Consider the following 16876-nt stretch of genomic DNA (forward strand, 5'->3'; position numbering starts at 1 on the left):
AACATCACTACACGTCCAGCAGCAGACGGGTTGGATCTTCCAGCAACTCTTTAATTGCCACCAGGAAGCCTACAGACTCGCGCCCATCGATCAGACGGTGGTCATAGGACAGTGCCAGGTACATCATCGGCAGAATTTCTACTTTGCCATCCACCGCCATCGGGCGGTCTTTAATGGCATGCATACCCAGAATCGCGCTCTGAGGCGGGTTGATGATCGGGGTAGACATCAGGGAACCAAAGACGCCGCCGTTGGTAATGGTGAAGTTACCGCCGGTCAGATCTTCTACGGTCAGCTTACCGTCACGGCCTTTAACAGCCAGCTCTTTGATGTTCTTCTCGATGTCAGCCATGCCCAGAGCATCCACATCACGCAGGACCGGCGTCACCAGGCCGCGTGGCGTCGAAACGGCCATGCTCACATCGAAGTAGTTGTGGTAAACCACGTCATCGCCATCAATAGAAGCGTTCACTTCCGGATAGCGTTTCAGCGCTTCAACCACCGCCTTCACGTAGAAGGACATGAAGCCCAGACGAATACCGTGGCGTTTTTCAAACGCGTCACCGTACTGCTTACGCAGGTCCATGATCGGTTTCATGTTCACTTCGTTGAAGGTGGTCAGCATCGCGGTGGAGTTTTTCGCTTCCAGCAGACGCTCGGCCACGCGCTTACGCAGACGGGTCATCGGAACACGTTTTTCGGAGCGACCAGCCAGCGGCGCAACCGGCGCAGCGGCCGGAGCTGGTGCTGCAGCGGCTTTCGCCGGTGCTTTTGCCAGGTGCTTCTCAACGTCTTCACGGGTCAGACGGCCACCGACGCCAGTGCCTTTAATGGCGTTGGCATCGAGGTTGTGCTCGGCCAGCAGGCGACGGATCGCCGGGCTGAGCGCTTCGTTATTTTGCTCTTCCAGCGACGCCTGCTGGCGCTGAGCCGGGGTAGACTCTTTGCTGTCAGCCTTGACGCTGGTTTCTTTACCGGCGCTGTTGCCTTCACGCAGGCGACCGAGGATCTGACGGGAAGTGACGGTGGTGCCTTCATCTTCCAGAACGGCATCAAGGATACCATCTGCCGACGCCGGTACTTCCAGTACCACTTTGTCAGTTTCGATTTCTACCAGCACTTCATCACGCACTACCGCATCGCCCGGTTTTTTATGCCAGGTGGCCACGGTCGCATCTGCTACGGATTCAGGCAGGTCAGGGACCAGAATATCTACGCTACTCATTATGTATCCTTAATTAATCGACGTTCAGCGCGTCATTGACCAGATCTTGTTGCTGCTTCTGGTGAACGGACATATACCCTACCGCCGGTGAGGCGGAGGCCGGGCGACCTGCGTAACGCAGAGCGGCCCCAAATGGAACTACTTCACGGAAATGATGCTGGCTGCAGTACCAGGCGCCCTGGTTCAGCGGCTCTTCCTGGCACCAAACAAAATCATGCACGTGAGCAAATGGTTTCAGTGCTTCCTGTACCGCCTGGTGCGGGAACGGATACAGCTGTTCGATACGCACAATAGCGACATCTTTCTGGTCGTTTTTGCGACGCTGTTCCAGCAGGTCGTAGTACACCTTACCAGAGCACAGCACCACGCGTTTCACCGCTTTCGGATCCAGTTCGTCAATCTCGCCGATGGCCGGCATAAAGGTGCCATTCGCCAGTTCGTCGAGCGAAGAGACCGCCAGCGGGTGACGTAGCAGCGACTTCGGTGACATCACCACCAGCGGACGACGCATCCCGCGCAGCGCCTGACGACGCAGCATGTGATACACCTGAGCCGGGGTAGACGGCACGCAAACCTGCATGTTCTGCTGAGCGCAAAGCTGCAGATAACGTTCCAGACGCGCGGAGGAGTGCTCCGGCCCCTGGCCTTCATAACCGTGCGGCAGCAGCATCGCCAGACCGCACATACGGCCCCATTTCTGCTCGCCGGAGGAGATGAACTGGTCAATCACCACCTGCGCACCGTTGGCGAAGTCGCCGAACTGCGCTTCCCAGATGGTCAGCGTGCGCGGCTCAGCCGTCGCGTAGCCATATTCGAACGCCAGTACCGCCTCTTCAGACAGCACGGAGTCCCACACTTTAAAGTCGCCCTGGCCGTTGTGTACGTGCTGCAGCGGGGTATAGGTGGAACCGTTAGTCTGGTTGTGAATCACCGCATGACGGTGGAAGAAGGTACCGCGACCGGCATCTTCACCGGACAGACGCACCGGAACGCCTTCATCAACCAGCGTGGCGTACGCCAGGTTCTCCGCGCCGCCCCAGTCAAACAGCTTCTCGCCCGCCGCCATCGCCTGACGGTCGCCATAGATTTTCGCGACACGAGACTGCATTTCCACGCCTTCCGGCACGGTACTGATACGGTTAGCCAACTCCTGCAGACGCTTCATGTCAACCTTGTTCGGGTAGCTTTCGTCCCATTCATGGTTGAGGTACGGCGACCAGGTAAAGGAGTGCAGGTTCATCGGACGCCACTCTTTCACCACGCATTCGCCCGCGTCCAGCGCGTCGCGATACAGGTTGACCATCTCGGTGGCATCTTCCAGCGTCGCGACTTTGTCCGCTTCCAGCTTGTCAGCATAGATTTTGCGCGGGGTCGGATGCTTTTTGATTTTCTGGTACATCAGCGGCTGGGTTGCGCTCGGCTCGTCGGCTTCGTTGTGGCCGTGACGGCGGTAGCACACCAGATCGATGAACACATCGCGTTTGAAGGTATTACGGAAGTCCAGCGCCAGACGGGTAACGAAAGCGACCGCTTCCGGGTCATCCGCGTTAACGTGGAAAATCGGCGCCTGCACCATCTTACCGATATCGGTACAGTACGGGGTAGAACGTGCATCCAACGGGTTCGAGGTGGTGAAGCCCACCTGGTTGTTGATAACGATGCGAACGGTACCGCCCACTTCATAACCACGCGCTTTGGACATGTTCAGGGTTTCCTGAACCACGCCCTGACCGGTGACGGCTGCGTCACCGTGAATGGTGATTGGCAGAACCATGTTACTGCTCGGCTCGTCGAGGCGATCCAGACGCGCACGCACGGAACCCATCACCACCGGGCTAACGATTTCAAGGTGCGACGGGTTAAACGCCAGCGCCAGGTGCACAAGGCCGCCTTCGGTTTCGATGTCGGAGGAGAAGCCCATGTGGTACTTCACGTCACCGGTGCCGAGATGTTCTTTATGTTTGCCGGAGAATTCGTCGAACAGCTCCTGGGACTGTTTACCCAGTACGTTGATCAACACGTTCAGACGACCACGGTGCGCCATACCCAGCACCACTTCACGCGTGCCGCTCTTGCCCGCATGACGGATCATCTCTTTGAGCATCGGCACCAGCGCGTCGCCGCCTTCCAGCGAGAAGCGTTTGGCTCCCGGGAACTTCGCGCCCAGGTAGCGTTCCAGACCTTCCGCGGCGGTCAACTCGCTCAGGAAGCGTTTTTTCTCTTCCGCGGTAAAGGTGGCATGCCCCGCTTCAAAACGCTGCTGAATCCAACGTTTTTCTTCGGTGCTGGTAATGTGCATATATTCCGCGCCGATGTGGCCGCAGTAGGTCTGCTTGAGCGCGTCAATCAGATCGCCGAGCTTCATCGTCTCTTTGCCGATGGCAAAAGAACCTACGTTAAAGCTCTCCTGGAAGTCGGCCTCAGTCAGATCGTGGAAAGCGGGATCTAAATCAGCGACTCTATCCTGCTGCCACAGTCCCAGCGGATCGAGATTCGCATGCTGGTGACCACGGAAGCGGTAAGCGTTGATAAGCTGCAGGACTTTAACCTGCTTCGCATTCGTGTCAGGGTCGGAAATCGAAGAGGAGTAACGTGAGGCATCCTTCGCCAGACGACGGAAATAATCACGCGTTTTGGAATGAAATTGATCCGGTTTGACTCCGGTACCAGGTAACTGCTGGAACATTGAACGCCAGTGAGCGTCGACAGAGTCAGGATCGGTTAAGAAGTCTTCATAGAGCTGTTCTATCCAGCTCTGGTTAGCACCAGAGAGGTAAGAAGAGTCCAGCCAGGCTTTCATTGCGCCGTTCTGCATCGTGATCCCTTAAGCATTTTATGCTTATTTCGCCGTGGATAACTACGACGTACGCCGGTAAAGCACACGTCCCAGGGTTCACTTGCGAGCTCTTGTATCTGCACTGGCCCGCGAAGGAACCTTTAGAAACTGTCTTAAGAGTTTTTTACTCTCACCCTTCCCCTCTCTCAGAGGAAGTGCATGTGGCAGTTTTTAAAGGTTTCCTGCATTTTATCCCCTCTCCCTGTGGGAGAGGGGCAGGGTGAGGGGAACAGCGCTCCCCTCTATTACTTACGCGCTACGTTGCAGCAGCATCGACTTAATATGGCCGATGGCGCGCGTCGGGTTCAGCCCCTTAGGACATACACTGACGCAGTTCATGATGCTATGGCAGCGGAATACGCTGAAAGCGTCACTTAATCCTTCCAGACGGCTGTCGGTTTCGGTATCGCGGCTGTCAATCAGGAAACGATACGCCGCCAACAGACCTGCCGGGCCGATAAACTTGTCCGGATTCCACCAGAACGACGGGCAAGAAGTTGAACAACATGCGCAGAGAATACACTCGTACAGACCGTCGAGTTTCTCACGCTGCTCCGGCATCTGCAGATGCTCACGAGCCGGAGGATTTTGCCCATTATTCAATAAGTAAGGCTTAATCTTCTCATATTGTGCGTAGAATTGCCCCATGTCTACCACCAAATCGCGGATCACCGGCAGACCTGGCAGAGGACGGATAACAATTTTCTTGCCCGGCTGATTCAGCGCGGAGATCGGCGTGATGCACGCCAGACCATTTTTACCGTTCATGTTCAGACCGTCAGAACCGCATACCCCTTCACGGCAGGAGCGGCGGAACGACAGAGACGGATCTTTTTCTTTCAGCTGGATTAACGCATCCAGCAGCATCATGTCGCGACCTTCTTCCGCTTCCAGGGTGTAATCCTGCATGCGCGGAGCATCGTCTACGTCCGGGTTATAACGATAAACTGAAAACTCGAGTTTCATTTTCCTGTCTCCGCATTAATAAGTACGAATCTTCGGCGGGAATGCCGGACGCAGTTTCGGTTCCATATTGACGCTACGACGCGTCATAGACTCCGACTCTGGCAGATACAGGGAATGGCACAGCCAGTTTTCATCATCACGCTCCGGGAAGTCGAAGCGGCTATGCGCGCCACGGCTCTCGGTACGGAAGTTGGCGGACATCGCGGTGGCGAAAGCCGTTTCCATCAGGTTATCCAACTCCAGGCACTCAACGCGCTGGGTATTGAACTCGCTGGAGGTATCATCCAGACGGGCATTTTTCAGGCGCTCGCGGATGGCTTTCAACTGCTCAAGGCCTTTGGCCATCGCATCACCTTCACGGAATACCGAGAAGTTATGCTGCATACATTCCTGCAGCGCTTTGCGAATTTCGACCGGGTCTTCACCGTTACGGTTACCGTTCCAACGGTTCAGACGTTCCAGAGAAGCGTCAATCTCTTCTTCGGTAGCGTCACGCAGTACGCCCTGCTCCGCGATAGATTCCTGCAGATGCAGACCCACCGCGCGACCAAACACCACCAGATCCAGCAGCGAGTTACCGCCCAGACGGTTAGCACCGTGTACCGATACGCAGGCGATTTCACCGACCGCGAACAGGCCAGGAATGACCACGTCTTCGCCCTGCTCGTTCACCGTCAACGCCTGGCCGCTCACTTTGGTCGGAATGCCGCCCATCATGTAGTGGCAGGTTGGGATAACCGGAATCGGTTCTTTAACCGGGTCAACGTGCGCGAAGGTACGAGACAGTTCCAGGATACCCGGCAGACGGGATTCCAGCACCTCTTTACCCAGGTGATCCAGCTTCAGCTTGGCGTGTGGGCCCCACGGGCCGTCACAGCCGCGACCTTCACGGATTTCGATCATGATGGAACGCGCCACCACGTCACGACCCGCCAGGTCTTTCGCGTTCGGCGCATAACGCTCCATGAAGCGCTCGCCATGTTTGTTCAGCAGGTAACCGCCTTCACCACGGCAGCCTTCGGTGACCAGCACGCCCGCGCCGGCGATACCGGTCGGGTGGAACTGCCACATTTCCATATCCTGCACCGGTACGCCAGCGCGGATAGCCATACCCACGCCGTCACCGGTATTGATGTGGGCGTTGGTGGTGGACTGGTAAATACGGCCTGCGCCGCCGGTCGCCAGCACGGTTGCGCGGGCTTTGAAGTACACCACTTCACCGGTTTCGATACACAGCGCGGTACAACCGACGATGGCGCCATCGGCGTTTTTCACCAGGTCCAGCGCGTACCACTCGGAGAAAATCGTGGTGTGGTTTTTCAAATTCTGTTGATACAGCGTGTGCAGCAGAGCGTGACCGGTACGGTCAGCCGCCGCCGCGGTACGTGCCGCCTGCTCGCCGCCGAAGTTCTTCGACTGGCCGCCAAACGGACGTTGGTAGATGGTGCCATTTTCCAGACGGGAGAATGGCAGGCCCATATGATCCAGCTCCAGAATCGCTTCCGGGCCGGTCTTACACATATATTCAATCGCGTCCTGGTCGCCAATATAGTCCGACCCTTTAACGGTGTCGTACATGTGCCATTCCCAGTTATCTTCATGGGTATTACCGAGCGCCACGGTGATGCCACCCTGCGCGGATACGGTATGGGAACGGGTTGGGAACACTTTAGACAGCAGCGCACAAGTCTGGCCGCTCTGGGAAATTTGCAGCGCCGCGCGCATACCTGCGCCGCCGGCACCAATCACTACAGCATCAAATTCTCTGACTGGCAGTTTCATCACACACCCCACACCACAACAAATCCATAGATAACGTAAACCAGCAGCGCCACAACAATCACCAGTTGCAGCGTCAGGCGCAGGGCCAGCGGTTTAACGTAGTCGGTCAACACCTGCCACATGCCGATCCAGGCATGAATCAAGATTGAGAACAGAGCCAGCAGGGTGAACACTTTAGTGAACGCAGAGGCAAAGAAACCGCTCCAGATTTCCCAGGTCACTTCACCGTGCGTCGCAAAAAAGCCCACCATGTAGATGATGTACAGAGTCAGGACAATGGCGGTGGCGCGGACGAGGATGAAGTCATGTACGCCGTTGCGTCCTAATGCTGAGGCGTTGCTTACCATACGAGGACTCCTGCAAGAATTGAAAGCACGACTGTAATAACGAAAGAGATTTTGGCTGAACGCTGACCGGCTTCGAGGGTTTCTTCGATATAACCGAAATCCATTAACACGTGACGGATACCCACAACGGCGTGGTAGGCCAGCGCAGTGAGGATGCCCCACATAATGAATTTAACGAAGAAACTGCTCATGATGGAGGAAGCGGTCAGGAAGCCTTCCGGGGAGGAGAGACTGGTGCCCAACAGCCATAGCAGAATGCCCACCGCCACAAACGTAATCACGCCGGAAACGCGATGAAGAATGGACGCTATCGCTGTTATAGGGAACCGGATTGTTGTCAAATCCAGATTGACAGGTCTTTGTTTTTTCACATTTCTTATCATGAATAACGCCCACATGCTGTTCTTATTATTTCCTTCCTCCGGTCTGCAGGCGGGTCAAGCAGCGTCCTTTCTATAACTTCGCGTCATGGTTAAATCTGCTTCCAGATGCTAAAACGACACGTTACAACGCTGGGTGGCTCGGGATTGCAGGGAGTTCCGGAGACCTGGCGGCAGTATAGGCCGTTCACAAAATCATTACAATTAACCTACATATAGTTTGTCTGGTTTTATGCAGAACAGTGATCACGCTCACGATTAAAACAATTTTTTAAAAATTAATCACGTGATTTGACAAATATTAAACATTATTGTTACAACCATCACCTGTAAAAGCATATAATGCTCAAAAGTTATGGGGGCACTCTTTCACCTGATAATAAGTTATGTAACAGTGTGATTGGGTTGACCTGGCCTGGCTGTAACGTTATTAGTGTTTGTTCAGGTTTGAATCATTGGATTGCTAAGACCCTGATTTGCTGTTGTTTCACTGTAGATTAGACGTGCACCGTCAAGCGCCCTTGCTCTGTACCCTTGCTTCATCTCTACAGCAGAGCCGTGAGCCAAATAACAAACTGGCACCGTCGAAATATTTTATGAATTGCAAATCCGGCATCCGGCAGTCTTAAGCAAAAAGGCGCTAAGGAGACCGTAAATGGCTGATACAAAGGCAAAAATCACTCTATCCGGTGATACTGCTATTGAACTTGATGTGCTGAAAGGCACGCTCGGTCAGGATGTTATTGATATCCGTACTCTCGGTTCAAAAGGCATTTTTACTTTTGACCCTGGTTTTACCTCTACCGCATCTTGCGAGTCTAAGATTACTTTTATTGATGGCGACGAAGGGATCCTGCTGCATCGCGGCTTCCCGATCGATCAGTTAGCCACCGAATCTAATTACCTCGAAGTTTGCTACATTCTGCTGTACGGCGAAAAACCGAGCCAGGCCGAATTCGACGAGTTCACCACTACCGTCACTCGCCACACCATGATTCACGAGCAGATCACCCGTCTGTTCCACGCGTTCCGCCGCGACTCTCACCCGATGGCGGTGATGTGCGGGATTACCGGCGCGCTGGCGGCGTTCTACCACGACTCTCTGGACGTGAATAACCCGCGTCACCGCGAAATCGCCGCCTTCCGTCTGCTGTCCAAAATGCCGACCATGGCGGCCATGTGTTACAAATATTCGATTGGCCAGCCGTTCATTTATCCGCGCAACGACCTGTCCTATGCCGGTAACTTCCTGCGTATGATGTTCGCCACGCCGTGTGAAGATTACGAAGTGAACCCGGTGCTGGAACGTGCGATGGACCGTATTCTGATCCTGCACGCTGACCACGAGCAGAACGCTTCCACCTCTACCGTGCGTACCGCAGGCTCCAGCGGGGCCAACCCGTTTGCTTGTATCGCGGCCGGTATTGCTTCCCTGTGGGGGCCGGCACACGGCGGCGCCAACGAAGCCGCGCTGAAAATGCTGGAAGAGATCAGCTCCGTTGAGCACATTCCAGAATTCGTGCGTCGCGCGAAAGACAAGAATGACTCTTTCCGCCTGATGGGCTTCGGCCACCGCGTGTACAAAAATTACGATCCACGTGCGACCGTCATGCGCGAAACCTGCCACGAAGTGCTGAAAGAGCTGGGCACCAAAGATGATCTGCTGGAAGTGGCGATGGAGCTTGAGCACATTGCGCTTAACGACCCGTACTTCATCGAGAAGAAACTGTACCCGAACGTCGATTTCTACTCCGGTATCATCCTGAAAGCGATGGGTATTCCGTCCTCCATGTTCACCGTTATCTTCGCGATGGCGCGTACTATCGGCTGGATTGCTCACTGGAACGAAATGCACACCGACGGCATGAAAATCGCGCGTCCGCGTCAGCTGTACACCGGCTACGAGCAGCGCGACTTCAAATCAGACCTCAAGAAGTAAGCGATGGTCTGCACAAAAAAAGCGCCTGCGGGCGCTTTTTTTATTCCCGTAGGCCTGATAAGCAAAGCGCCATCAGGCAATATCGGCGCACATTGCCTGATGGCGGCTACGCCTTATCCGTCCTACTTAACGCTGACACCCCGGGCACCAATAAAACGGCCTTGACGACAACATGGTCTTCTCAATGATCCCGCCGCAGCGCTCACAGGCTTCACCGTCGCGATGAAAAACCTTAAAGCGAAACAACGCGCCGTGATGCTTGTTATCATCCACTTTGCCGCGGGTGTTGTAGGAGAGCCGGGGGATATCCAACAGCGCCTGCGCCAGCGCGTCAAGCTGCGGTTCAGTCAGCTTCGACGCCTTGTGGTGACCCGTTAGCCCCACCTGCCAAAGAATTTCAACCCGCAGATAGTTGCCCAGCCCGGCAAGAAACGCCTGATCCAATAGCAGGCCTGAAAACTGACGGTTGCGAAACGGCGCCGACAGCAGCCGCGCTTTTACCGCCTGCGGCGTCAGCGTCATATCCAGCACGTCTGGCCCGACGCGCAGCAAAAACGGATGCGTTTTCAACGTTTCCGCCGTCAGCATCTCAATATCGGAAGCGCTATACAGCAGGATGGCTTTATCATCCGTTTGTAGCTTCACGCGCAGCACTCGCGTGGTCTCGGGTATTTCGCCGGCCTTCACCACCCGCCATACGCCGTACAGCTGATTATGGCTGTAGAGCGTCAGACCGCCTGAAAAATGCGTCAGCAGCGCCTTACCCCGCGTTTCCACCCGCGTCACATGCTGCCCCACCAGCTCCGCTGCATAGGGCGCAAGTTCGGGAAACGCAAACCACACCTCTGTTAAAGTTTTATCTTTTATCGCCGCTTCCAGGCTATCCGCCGCACGACGGATCTCTGGGCCTTCAGGCATGACCATTTCCTTCTACTAAAGCAACACGCTGATATCGTGTTCGCCCCGCCGCGTCGACGCAAGCGGCTATTTCAATATCTCAGGAGGCGTAACGCGCTCACGACCTCAAGCCGGGTTCGGGATATCCACAAATGAAACCTCCAGATCGGTGGTTTCATTGAGCCATTCGCTCAGCGCACGGATCCCGCCGCGTTCGGTGGCATGGTGGCCCGCAGCATAGAAGTGCAGCCCCTGTTCACGCGCTGAATGGATGGTTTGTTCCGACACTTCGCCAGTAATAAACGCGTCGACGCCAAAGCGCGCGGCGCTATCGATAAAGCCCTGACCACCGCCGGTACACCAGGCCACACGAGAAACTTTATCCGGCCCGGTATCGCCGCTCCATAGCGGTTTACGCCCCAGACGCGCTTCGATCCATGAGGCCAGTTCCAGACCGGACACCGGCATCGACAGCTCTCCCCACGGCACCAGCGATTCGATCTCCCCCTGGACGTTAATCCCCAGCAGTTGCGCCAGCTGAACGTTGTTACCCAGCTCCGGATGCGCATCCAGCGGCAGGTGCCAACCGTAAAGATTGATATCATTTGTCAGCAGCGCCTTCAGGCGATTGCGCTTCATGCCGCGCACGACCGGCGACTCCCCCTTCCAGAAATAGCCGTGATGGACAATCACCGCATCGGCCTGCTGGCGAATGGCTTCATCAATCAGCGCCTGACTGGCGGTGACGCCAGTAATAATCTTCTGCACCGTTTCACGCCCCTCAACCTGCAGGCCGTTAGGCGCGTAATCGCTAAAGGCGGCGCTATTGAGTTTTTCGTTAATCAGTTGTTCTAGCTCGGTATTTTTCATCGTCGCTCCCTTAGCCGTTGATGCTGTTAAGCAGAATAAAATAGCGCCCTCGCGCGGCTACGTCGATACACAATTCCTTACCTCTGTCATGACACCGCTTAACTACGCGAAAAAAATGCGTAAATAACACGATATGTCTGTTTTTATGTGATGGACTTCATGTATATTTATGCAACCATACCGCATATTACAAAGATAATACGCTTTTCTACGTATTATTACATAAATGAAACAAAGCCTTACGCAGCATGCCGTTGCCGGGTTTCGAGGTTAAATGTGCAATGAATAAATCACAATCGCAGCCTAAGGCGATTTACTACGTCGTCGCTCTGCAAATCTGGGAATACTTCAGTTTCTATGGCATGCGCGCGCTGCTGATCCTGTATCTCACCAACCAGTTGAAATACAACGATACCCACGCGTACGAATTATTCAGCGCCTATTGTTCGCTGGTGTACGTTACGCCCATCCTTGGCGGCTATCTGGCGGATAAAGTGCTCGGCAACCGCGTGGCGGTCATGCTCGGCGCACTGTTGATGGTCGTCGGCCATATGGTGCTTGGCGCCAGCGAAGTCGCGCCGATGTTCTTGTACCTGTCGCTGGCGATTATCGTCTGCGGCTATGGGCTATTTAAGTCCAACGTCAGCTGCCTGCTGGGCGAACTGTACGAACCCACCGATCCGCGTCGTGACGGCGGCTTCTCGCTGATGTACGCGGCGGGCAACGTCGGCTCTATTATTGCGCCAATCGCCTGCGGCTTCGCGCAAGAGCAGTATAGCTGGGCAATGGGCTTTACGCTGGCAGCCGTCGGCATGCTGGCCGGGCTGGTCATTTTCATTAGCGGTCGCCGCCATTTTGCCCACACCCGTGGGGTAAACAAAGAGGTGCTGTGCGCCCGCAACTTCCTGCTGCCGAACTGGGGCTGGCTGCTGGTGCTGCTGGTGGTTGCGCCGCTGTTCATCACCGTGCTGTTCTGGCAGGAGTGGTCAGTGTATGCGCTGATCGCCGCATCAGTGATTGGCCTTGCGGTTCTGGCGAAAATTTATCGCCGTGCCGAAACCGCCGAGCAGCGTAAAGACCTGCGTCTGATCGTGGTACTGACCTTCTTCAGCCTGCTGTTCTGGGCCTTTGCTCAGCAGGGCGGCAGTTCAATCAGCCTGTATATCGACCGCTTTGTAAACCGTGATGTACTCGGCTATGAAGTGCCTACCGCCATGTTCCAGTCGGTCAACGCCTTTGCGGTCATGCTGTGCGGCGTGGTGCTGGCGTGGCTGATTAAAGAACAGGTCACCAATAACCGCGATCTGCGCATCTGGGGCAAATACGCGCTGGGTCTGGGCCTGATGAGCGCGGGGTTCTGTATTCTGACCCTTAGCGCCCGCTGGTCAGCCACCTATGGCCACTCCTCCATGCCGCTGATGCTGCTGGGGCTGTCGGTGATGGGCTTCGCTGAACTGTTTATCGACCCGGTCGCCATGTCGCAAATCACCCGCATCCAGATCCCGGGCGTGACCGGCGTACTGACCGGCATTTACATGCTGCTTTCCGGTGCGGTAGCCAACTATGTGGCGGGGATTATTGCCGACCAGACGTCGCAGGCATCGTTCGATTCTGCGGGCGCGGCAGACTACTCGATTAACGCTTATATCGACGTATTCAGTCAAATCACCTGGGGCGCGCTGGCCTGTGTCGGCGTGGTGCTGGTTATCTGGTTGTATCACACGGTGAAAGTGCGTAGCCGTCGCCTCGCGGTTGACGTCTAACCCGCTCTGACGAGGCCTGAATGTTCAGGCCTCGCTCTTTTTCGCTGCTTCATAAGCGGCCAACGTCGCCACCCTCGCCTGCGCGTGATCGACTATCGGTCGCGGATACGCCAGCGTTCTCCCCTGTTTATCGGCCCATACCCACGGTTGATGAATTGCCTTCTCGGGTACCGCCGCCAGTTCCGGCAGCCAGCGGCGGATAAATTCACCGTTTTTATCAAAGCGCTCGCCCTGGGTCGTCGGATTGAAGATGCGAAAATAAGGCGCGGCGTCCGTACCGGTTGACGCGGCCCACTGCCAACCGCCATTGTTAGCGGCCAGACAGCCATCCACCAGCTGCGACATAAAATAACGCTCACCCTCTCGCCAATTGATCAACAGATCTTTCACCAGGAAACTGGCGACGATCATTCTCAGGCGATTATGCATCCACCCGGTTTCATTAAGCTGGCGCATCGCCGCATCGACAATCGGGTAGCCGGTCTCGCCTTTCTGCCAGGCAATAAACGCCTTCTGTGCCGGGTTCCAGCGTACGCGATCGGTCCACGCGATAAACGGCCGATGCTTGCATAAGGCAGGATAATAGGTCAGCAGATGGCGGTAAAACTCGCGCCAGATAAGCTCATTCAGCCAGACGCTCCCCGCGCCGCCGTTAAGCGCCTCCGGCTGTTCTGCCAACAGGCGATGCAGACACTGGCGCGGTGAAAGCACGCCGACGGCGAGGCAGGCCGACAAACGGCTGGTTCCCTCCATAGCCGGGAAATCGCGCTGGGCTTCGTACTCTGCCGCCTGCTGCTGGCAAAAATGGCGCAACTGCGCAATGGCCGCCTTTTCATCGGCGGGAAACAGCATCGCGTCGAACGGCTGCTGAGGATAGGTAAAGTTGAGCGTTTCCCCTGCCGTCACCGTGGGCGCATCGCGTCGCTCCGGCGCGCGGACGCACTCCGGCATATGCGCCTGCAGGCGGCGCAGCCAGGCATTTTTATACGGCGTAAACACTTTATACATTTCCTGGCTACCGGTCATGACCGCGCCGGGCGCCAGGATAACGCTGTCATCAAAACCCTGGCAAACCGTGTTGGTAAGCCGGCGTTCTACGGCGGCGTCACGCTGGCGCTCGTTAAATTCATACTGATAGTTGTAAAAAAGATGCGTTACGCCATGAGTCTGGCAAACGTCGTGCACCACCTCGACGCTGGCCGCAAAATCGGCCACTTCGTGAAACACCAGCGGGATATTTTTCTCCGCCAGCGCCTGGCGGAGCGCGTTCAACTGCGCGGCAATATAGGCCGCCTGACGGGGAGCCATGGCATGCGCAGCCCACTGCTGAGGCGTGGCGATAAACAACGCCAGCACCTGCGCACGCGGATCGCGGCAGGCAGCGGCAAGGGCGAGGTTGTCATGCAGGCGTAAATCGGCGCGGAACCAGACCAGATGAGTGGACATAAAAACCCTGAATATATTTAACTAATACATTCATATTACACCAATTATTTCACCACACGCGGCTGGCCCGGCAACACAAGGCGAAAAAAAACCGCCCCCGTTATAGCAGGAGCGGTTTGTCTCGTTCTTTTACGCCACAACATTAATAAAAGTCGCAGGCGGCCTCTTCAGCTTGTTCCATCCATACCGGTTTCTCACTGGTTTTCGACCAGACGCGGTGCAGATAGCTATAAAAGCGGGCGCGGTCTTTCCAGAACAGCATCACCGGCAGCGCGACTATCCCCGCCACCACGGCGAAAGTACGGCGCATTAATATGACGTGTGCAGGATATTTTTTATACAGTTCCATATTCTCTCCCCTAAGTTGGCCGGCAACGCACGCCGGAAAATGAAGCTCAGTAATCTGACTAAAAGAGTACCGCTTTTTGTGTAATTTTACTACTCATCCGACCACTAATTTAAGGCCGTTTTGTCTTTATTTACATTCAAAACGTAATTCAGTTACACGATTGTTAAATTAATACTAACCATTAGTTAAATTGTGGTCTTGTCCATTTTTATACTTTTTTTACACCCCGCCCGCTGATTTTTGCGAAATCTTTGCACCCAAAATCCTACGCTTACCGGCATAACTCAACCATCCGGAGGTGGATTGTGACTACAGGTGTAATAGCTGGCGTGGTGCTGGTGTTCCTGTTACTGGCGTATCTGGTTTATGCCCTTTTGAAGGCGGAGGCGCTGTGATGGCTGCTCAGGGATTTTTACTCATTGCCAGCTTCCTGCTGGTGTTGTTTATTCTCGCCCGCCCGCTCGGCAAAATGCTGGCGACAATGATCGGCAATGTGCCGCTGCCGGGTCTGGCGCGTGTGGAAAACGGGCTGTGGCGCGTACTCGGGATTTCCGGCCAGGAGATGAGTTGGAGACGTTATGCTATCGCTATTTTGCTGCTCAACCTGTGCGGCCTGGTCGTCCTGTTCGCGATGCTGATGCTGCAAGGCTATCTGCCGCTGAACCCGCAGCAATTACCAGGACTCTCCTGGCATCTGGCGCTCAATACCGCTGTCAGCTTTGTCAGTAATACCAACTGGCAGTCCTACAGCGGCGAAACAACCCTGAGCTACTTTAGCCAGATGGCTGGGTTGACGGTGCAGAACTTCCTTTCCGCGGCCACCGGTATTGCCGTGCTGTTTGCGCTGGTGCGCGCTTTTGCTCGTCACAACGTCAGCACACTGGGCAATGCGTGGGTTGATATCACCCGCATTACCCTGTGGCTGCTGCTGCCGATTTCGCTGCTACTGGCCCTGTTCTTTATTCAGCAAGGCGCCTTGCAGAATCTCCTACCCTATCAGCCATTTACCACGCTGGAAGGCGCGCATCAGCTCCTGCCAATGGGGCCAGTCGCTTCGCAGGAAGCGATCAAAATGCTGGGCACCAACGGCGGCGGTTTCTTTAACGCTAACTCCTCACATCCGTTTGAGAACCCCACGGCGTTGACCAACTTCGTGCAGATGTTGGCGATCTTCCTGATCCCGGCGGCGCTGTGCTTCGTCTTCGGCGAGGCGGTGAGCGATAACCGTCAGGGCCGGGCAATTTTGTGGGCCATGACGATCATCTTCGTGGTCTGCGTGGCGGTGGTGATGTGGGCGGAAACCCGCGGTAACCCGCATCTGCTGGCCTTTGGCGCAGACAGCAGCATCAACATGGAAGGGAAAGAGAGCCGCTTCGGCATCCTCGCCAGCAGCCTGTACGCGGTGGTGACCACGGCGGCCTCCTGCGGGGCGGTGAACGCCATGCATGACTCCTTTACCGCGCTGGGCGGCATGATCCCGCTTTGGCTGATGCAGATTGGCGAAGTGGTCTTCGGCGGCGTCGGATCGGGCCTCTACGGCATGCTGCTGTTCGTGCTGCTGGCGGTCTTTATCGCCGGGCTGATGATTGGCCGCACACCGGAGTATCTCGGCAAAAAAATCGACGTGCCGGAGATGAAAATGACCGCGCTGGCGATTCTGGTGACCCCAACGCTGGTATTGCTGGGTACCGCGCTGGCGATGATGACCGACGCAGGCCGTAGCGCAATGGCCAACCCCGGCTCGCACGGTTTTAGCGAAGTGCTCTATGCCGTCTCTTCCGCCGCCAACAACAACGGTAGCGCCTTCGCCGGCCTGAGCGCCAATACGCCGTTCTGGAACTGCCTGCTGGCGGTGTGCATGTTCGTTGGCCGCTTCGGCGTCATCATCCCGGTGATGGCGATTGCCGGTTCACTGGTGAATAAAAAGATCCAGCCCGCGACGCCGGGGACGCTTGCCACCCACGATGCACTGTTTATTGGCCTGCTGATTGGCACCGTGTTGCTGGTTGGCGCCCTGACCTTTATTCCCGCCCTGGCGATTGGCCCGGTGGCGGAACATCTTTCCCTGTTTTGAGT

Annotated in this window: 14 protein-coding genes; 4 read left to right on the forward strand and 10 right to left on the reverse strand. The window is 55.7% G+C overall.

Annotated features, from left to right (window positions below):
- Positions 1-7: 7 nt before the first annotated feature.
- From odhB to sdhC, 6 genes are all read right to left on the reverse strand, one after another.
- The gene (gene odhB / locus GY169_RS16740; RefSeq protein WP_163449178.1) at positions 8-1225 is read right to left on the reverse strand and encodes a 2-oxoglutarate dehydrogenase complex dihydrolipoyllysine-residue succinyltransferase; all 1218 of its coding nucleotides are present in this window, start codon (positions 1223-1225) and stop codon (positions 8-10) included.
- A gap of 13 nt (positions 1226-1238) precedes the next feature.
- Positions 1239-4040 carry a 2-oxoglutarate dehydrogenase E1 component gene (gene sucA, locus GY169_RS16745; protein ID WP_065355538.1) on the reverse strand — a complete coding sequence of 934 codons (2802 nt, stop codon included), beginning with the start codon at positions 4038-4040 and terminating at the stop codon, positions 1239-1241.
- A gap of 270 nt (positions 4041-4310) precedes the next feature.
- Positions 4311-5027: a succinate dehydrogenase iron-sulfur subunit SdhB gene (gene sdhB / locus GY169_RS16750; protein ID WP_064548333.1), complete on the reverse strand. Its 717-nt coding sequence runs from the start codon at positions 5025-5027 to the stop codon at positions 4311-4313.
- Positions 5028-5042: 15 nt separating this feature from the next.
- Positions 5043-6809 (reverse strand): succinate dehydrogenase flavoprotein subunit, encoded by a 1767-nt coding sequence (gene sdhA, locus GY169_RS16755; RefSeq protein ID WP_064548330.1) that lies wholly within the window; start codon positions 6807-6809, stop codon positions 5043-5045.
- Positions 6809-7156: a succinate dehydrogenase membrane anchor subunit gene (gene sdhD / locus GY169_RS16760; protein ID WP_064548328.1), complete on the reverse strand. Its 348-nt coding sequence runs from the start codon at positions 7154-7156 to the stop codon at positions 6809-6811. Before sdhD ends, sdhA begins: the two co-directional genes overlap by 1 nt.
- Positions 7150-7554 carry a succinate dehydrogenase cytochrome b556 subunit gene (sdhC, locus tag GY169_RS16765; protein WP_035892718.1) on the reverse strand — a complete coding sequence of 135 codons (405 nt, stop codon included), beginning with the start codon at positions 7552-7554 and terminating at the stop codon, positions 7150-7152. Before sdhC ends, sdhD begins: the two co-directional genes overlap by 7 nt.
- A 637-nt stretch (positions 7555-8191) precedes the next feature.
- Between sdhC and gltA the strand changes: the two genes are divergently transcribed.
- Positions 8192-9475, forward strand: a complete 1284-nt coding sequence (gene gltA, locus GY169_RS16770; RefSeq protein ID WP_064548326.1) for a citrate synthase — start codon at positions 8192-8194, stop codon at positions 9473-9475.
- 126 nt (positions 9476-9601) lie between these two features.
- On the opposite strand, the gene nei is transcribed toward gltA, so the two are convergent.
- Entirely contained in the window at positions 9602-10393 is a 792-nt protein-coding gene (gene nei / locus GY169_RS16775) for an endonuclease VIII (RefSeq protein WP_167576387.1), read from the reverse strand.
- 105 nt (positions 10394-10498) lie between these two features.
- A complete protein-coding gene (locus GY169_RS16780; protein WP_167576388.1) occupies positions 10499-11242 on the reverse strand; it encodes a type 2 GTP cyclohydrolase I in 744 nt (247 codons plus the stop codon).
- A gap of 281 nt (positions 11243-11523) precedes the next feature.
- On the opposite strand from GY169_RS16780, the gene dtpD reads away from it, so the two are divergent.
- Complete coding sequence (gene dtpD, locus GY169_RS16785) at positions 11524-13005, forward strand: dipeptide permease DtpD (RefSeq protein WP_167576389.1); 1482 nt, start codon at positions 11524-11526, stop codon at positions 13003-13005.
- Positions 13006-13029: 24 nt separating this feature from the next.
- On the opposite strand, the gene phrB is transcribed toward dtpD, so the two are convergent.
- The gene (phrB, locus tag GY169_RS16790) at positions 13030-14451 is read right to left on the reverse strand and encodes a deoxyribodipyrimidine photo-lyase (protein WP_167576390.1); all 1422 of its coding nucleotides are present in this window, start codon (positions 14449-14451) and stop codon (positions 13030-13032) included.
- A gap of 142 nt (positions 14452-14593) precedes the next feature.
- A complete protein-coding gene (locus GY169_RS16795) occupies positions 14594-14800 on the reverse strand; it encodes a YbfA family protein (protein WP_163449173.1) in 207 nt (68 codons plus the stop codon).
- A gap of 305 nt (positions 14801-15105) precedes the next feature.
- Between GY169_RS16795 and kdpF the strand changes: the two genes are divergently transcribed.
- Positions 15106-15195 (forward strand): K(+)-transporting ATPase subunit F, encoded by a 90-nt coding sequence (kdpF, locus tag GY169_RS16800; protein WP_077625464.1) that lies wholly within the window; start codon positions 15106-15108, stop codon positions 15193-15195.
- Positions 15195-16874, forward strand: a complete 1680-nt coding sequence (gene kdpA, locus GY169_RS16805; RefSeq protein ID WP_167576391.1) for a potassium-transporting ATPase subunit KdpA — start codon at positions 15195-15197, stop codon at positions 16872-16874. Before kdpF ends, kdpA begins: the two co-directional genes overlap by 1 nt.
- Positions 16875-16876 lie beyond the last annotated feature (2 nt).

It is taken from the genome of Kluyvera genomosp. 3 (assembly GCF_011765685.1).
In the GTDB taxonomy this organism is placed as follows: Bacteria; Pseudomonadota; Gammaproteobacteria; order Enterobacterales; family Enterobacteriaceae; genus Kluyvera; species Kluyvera georgiana_A.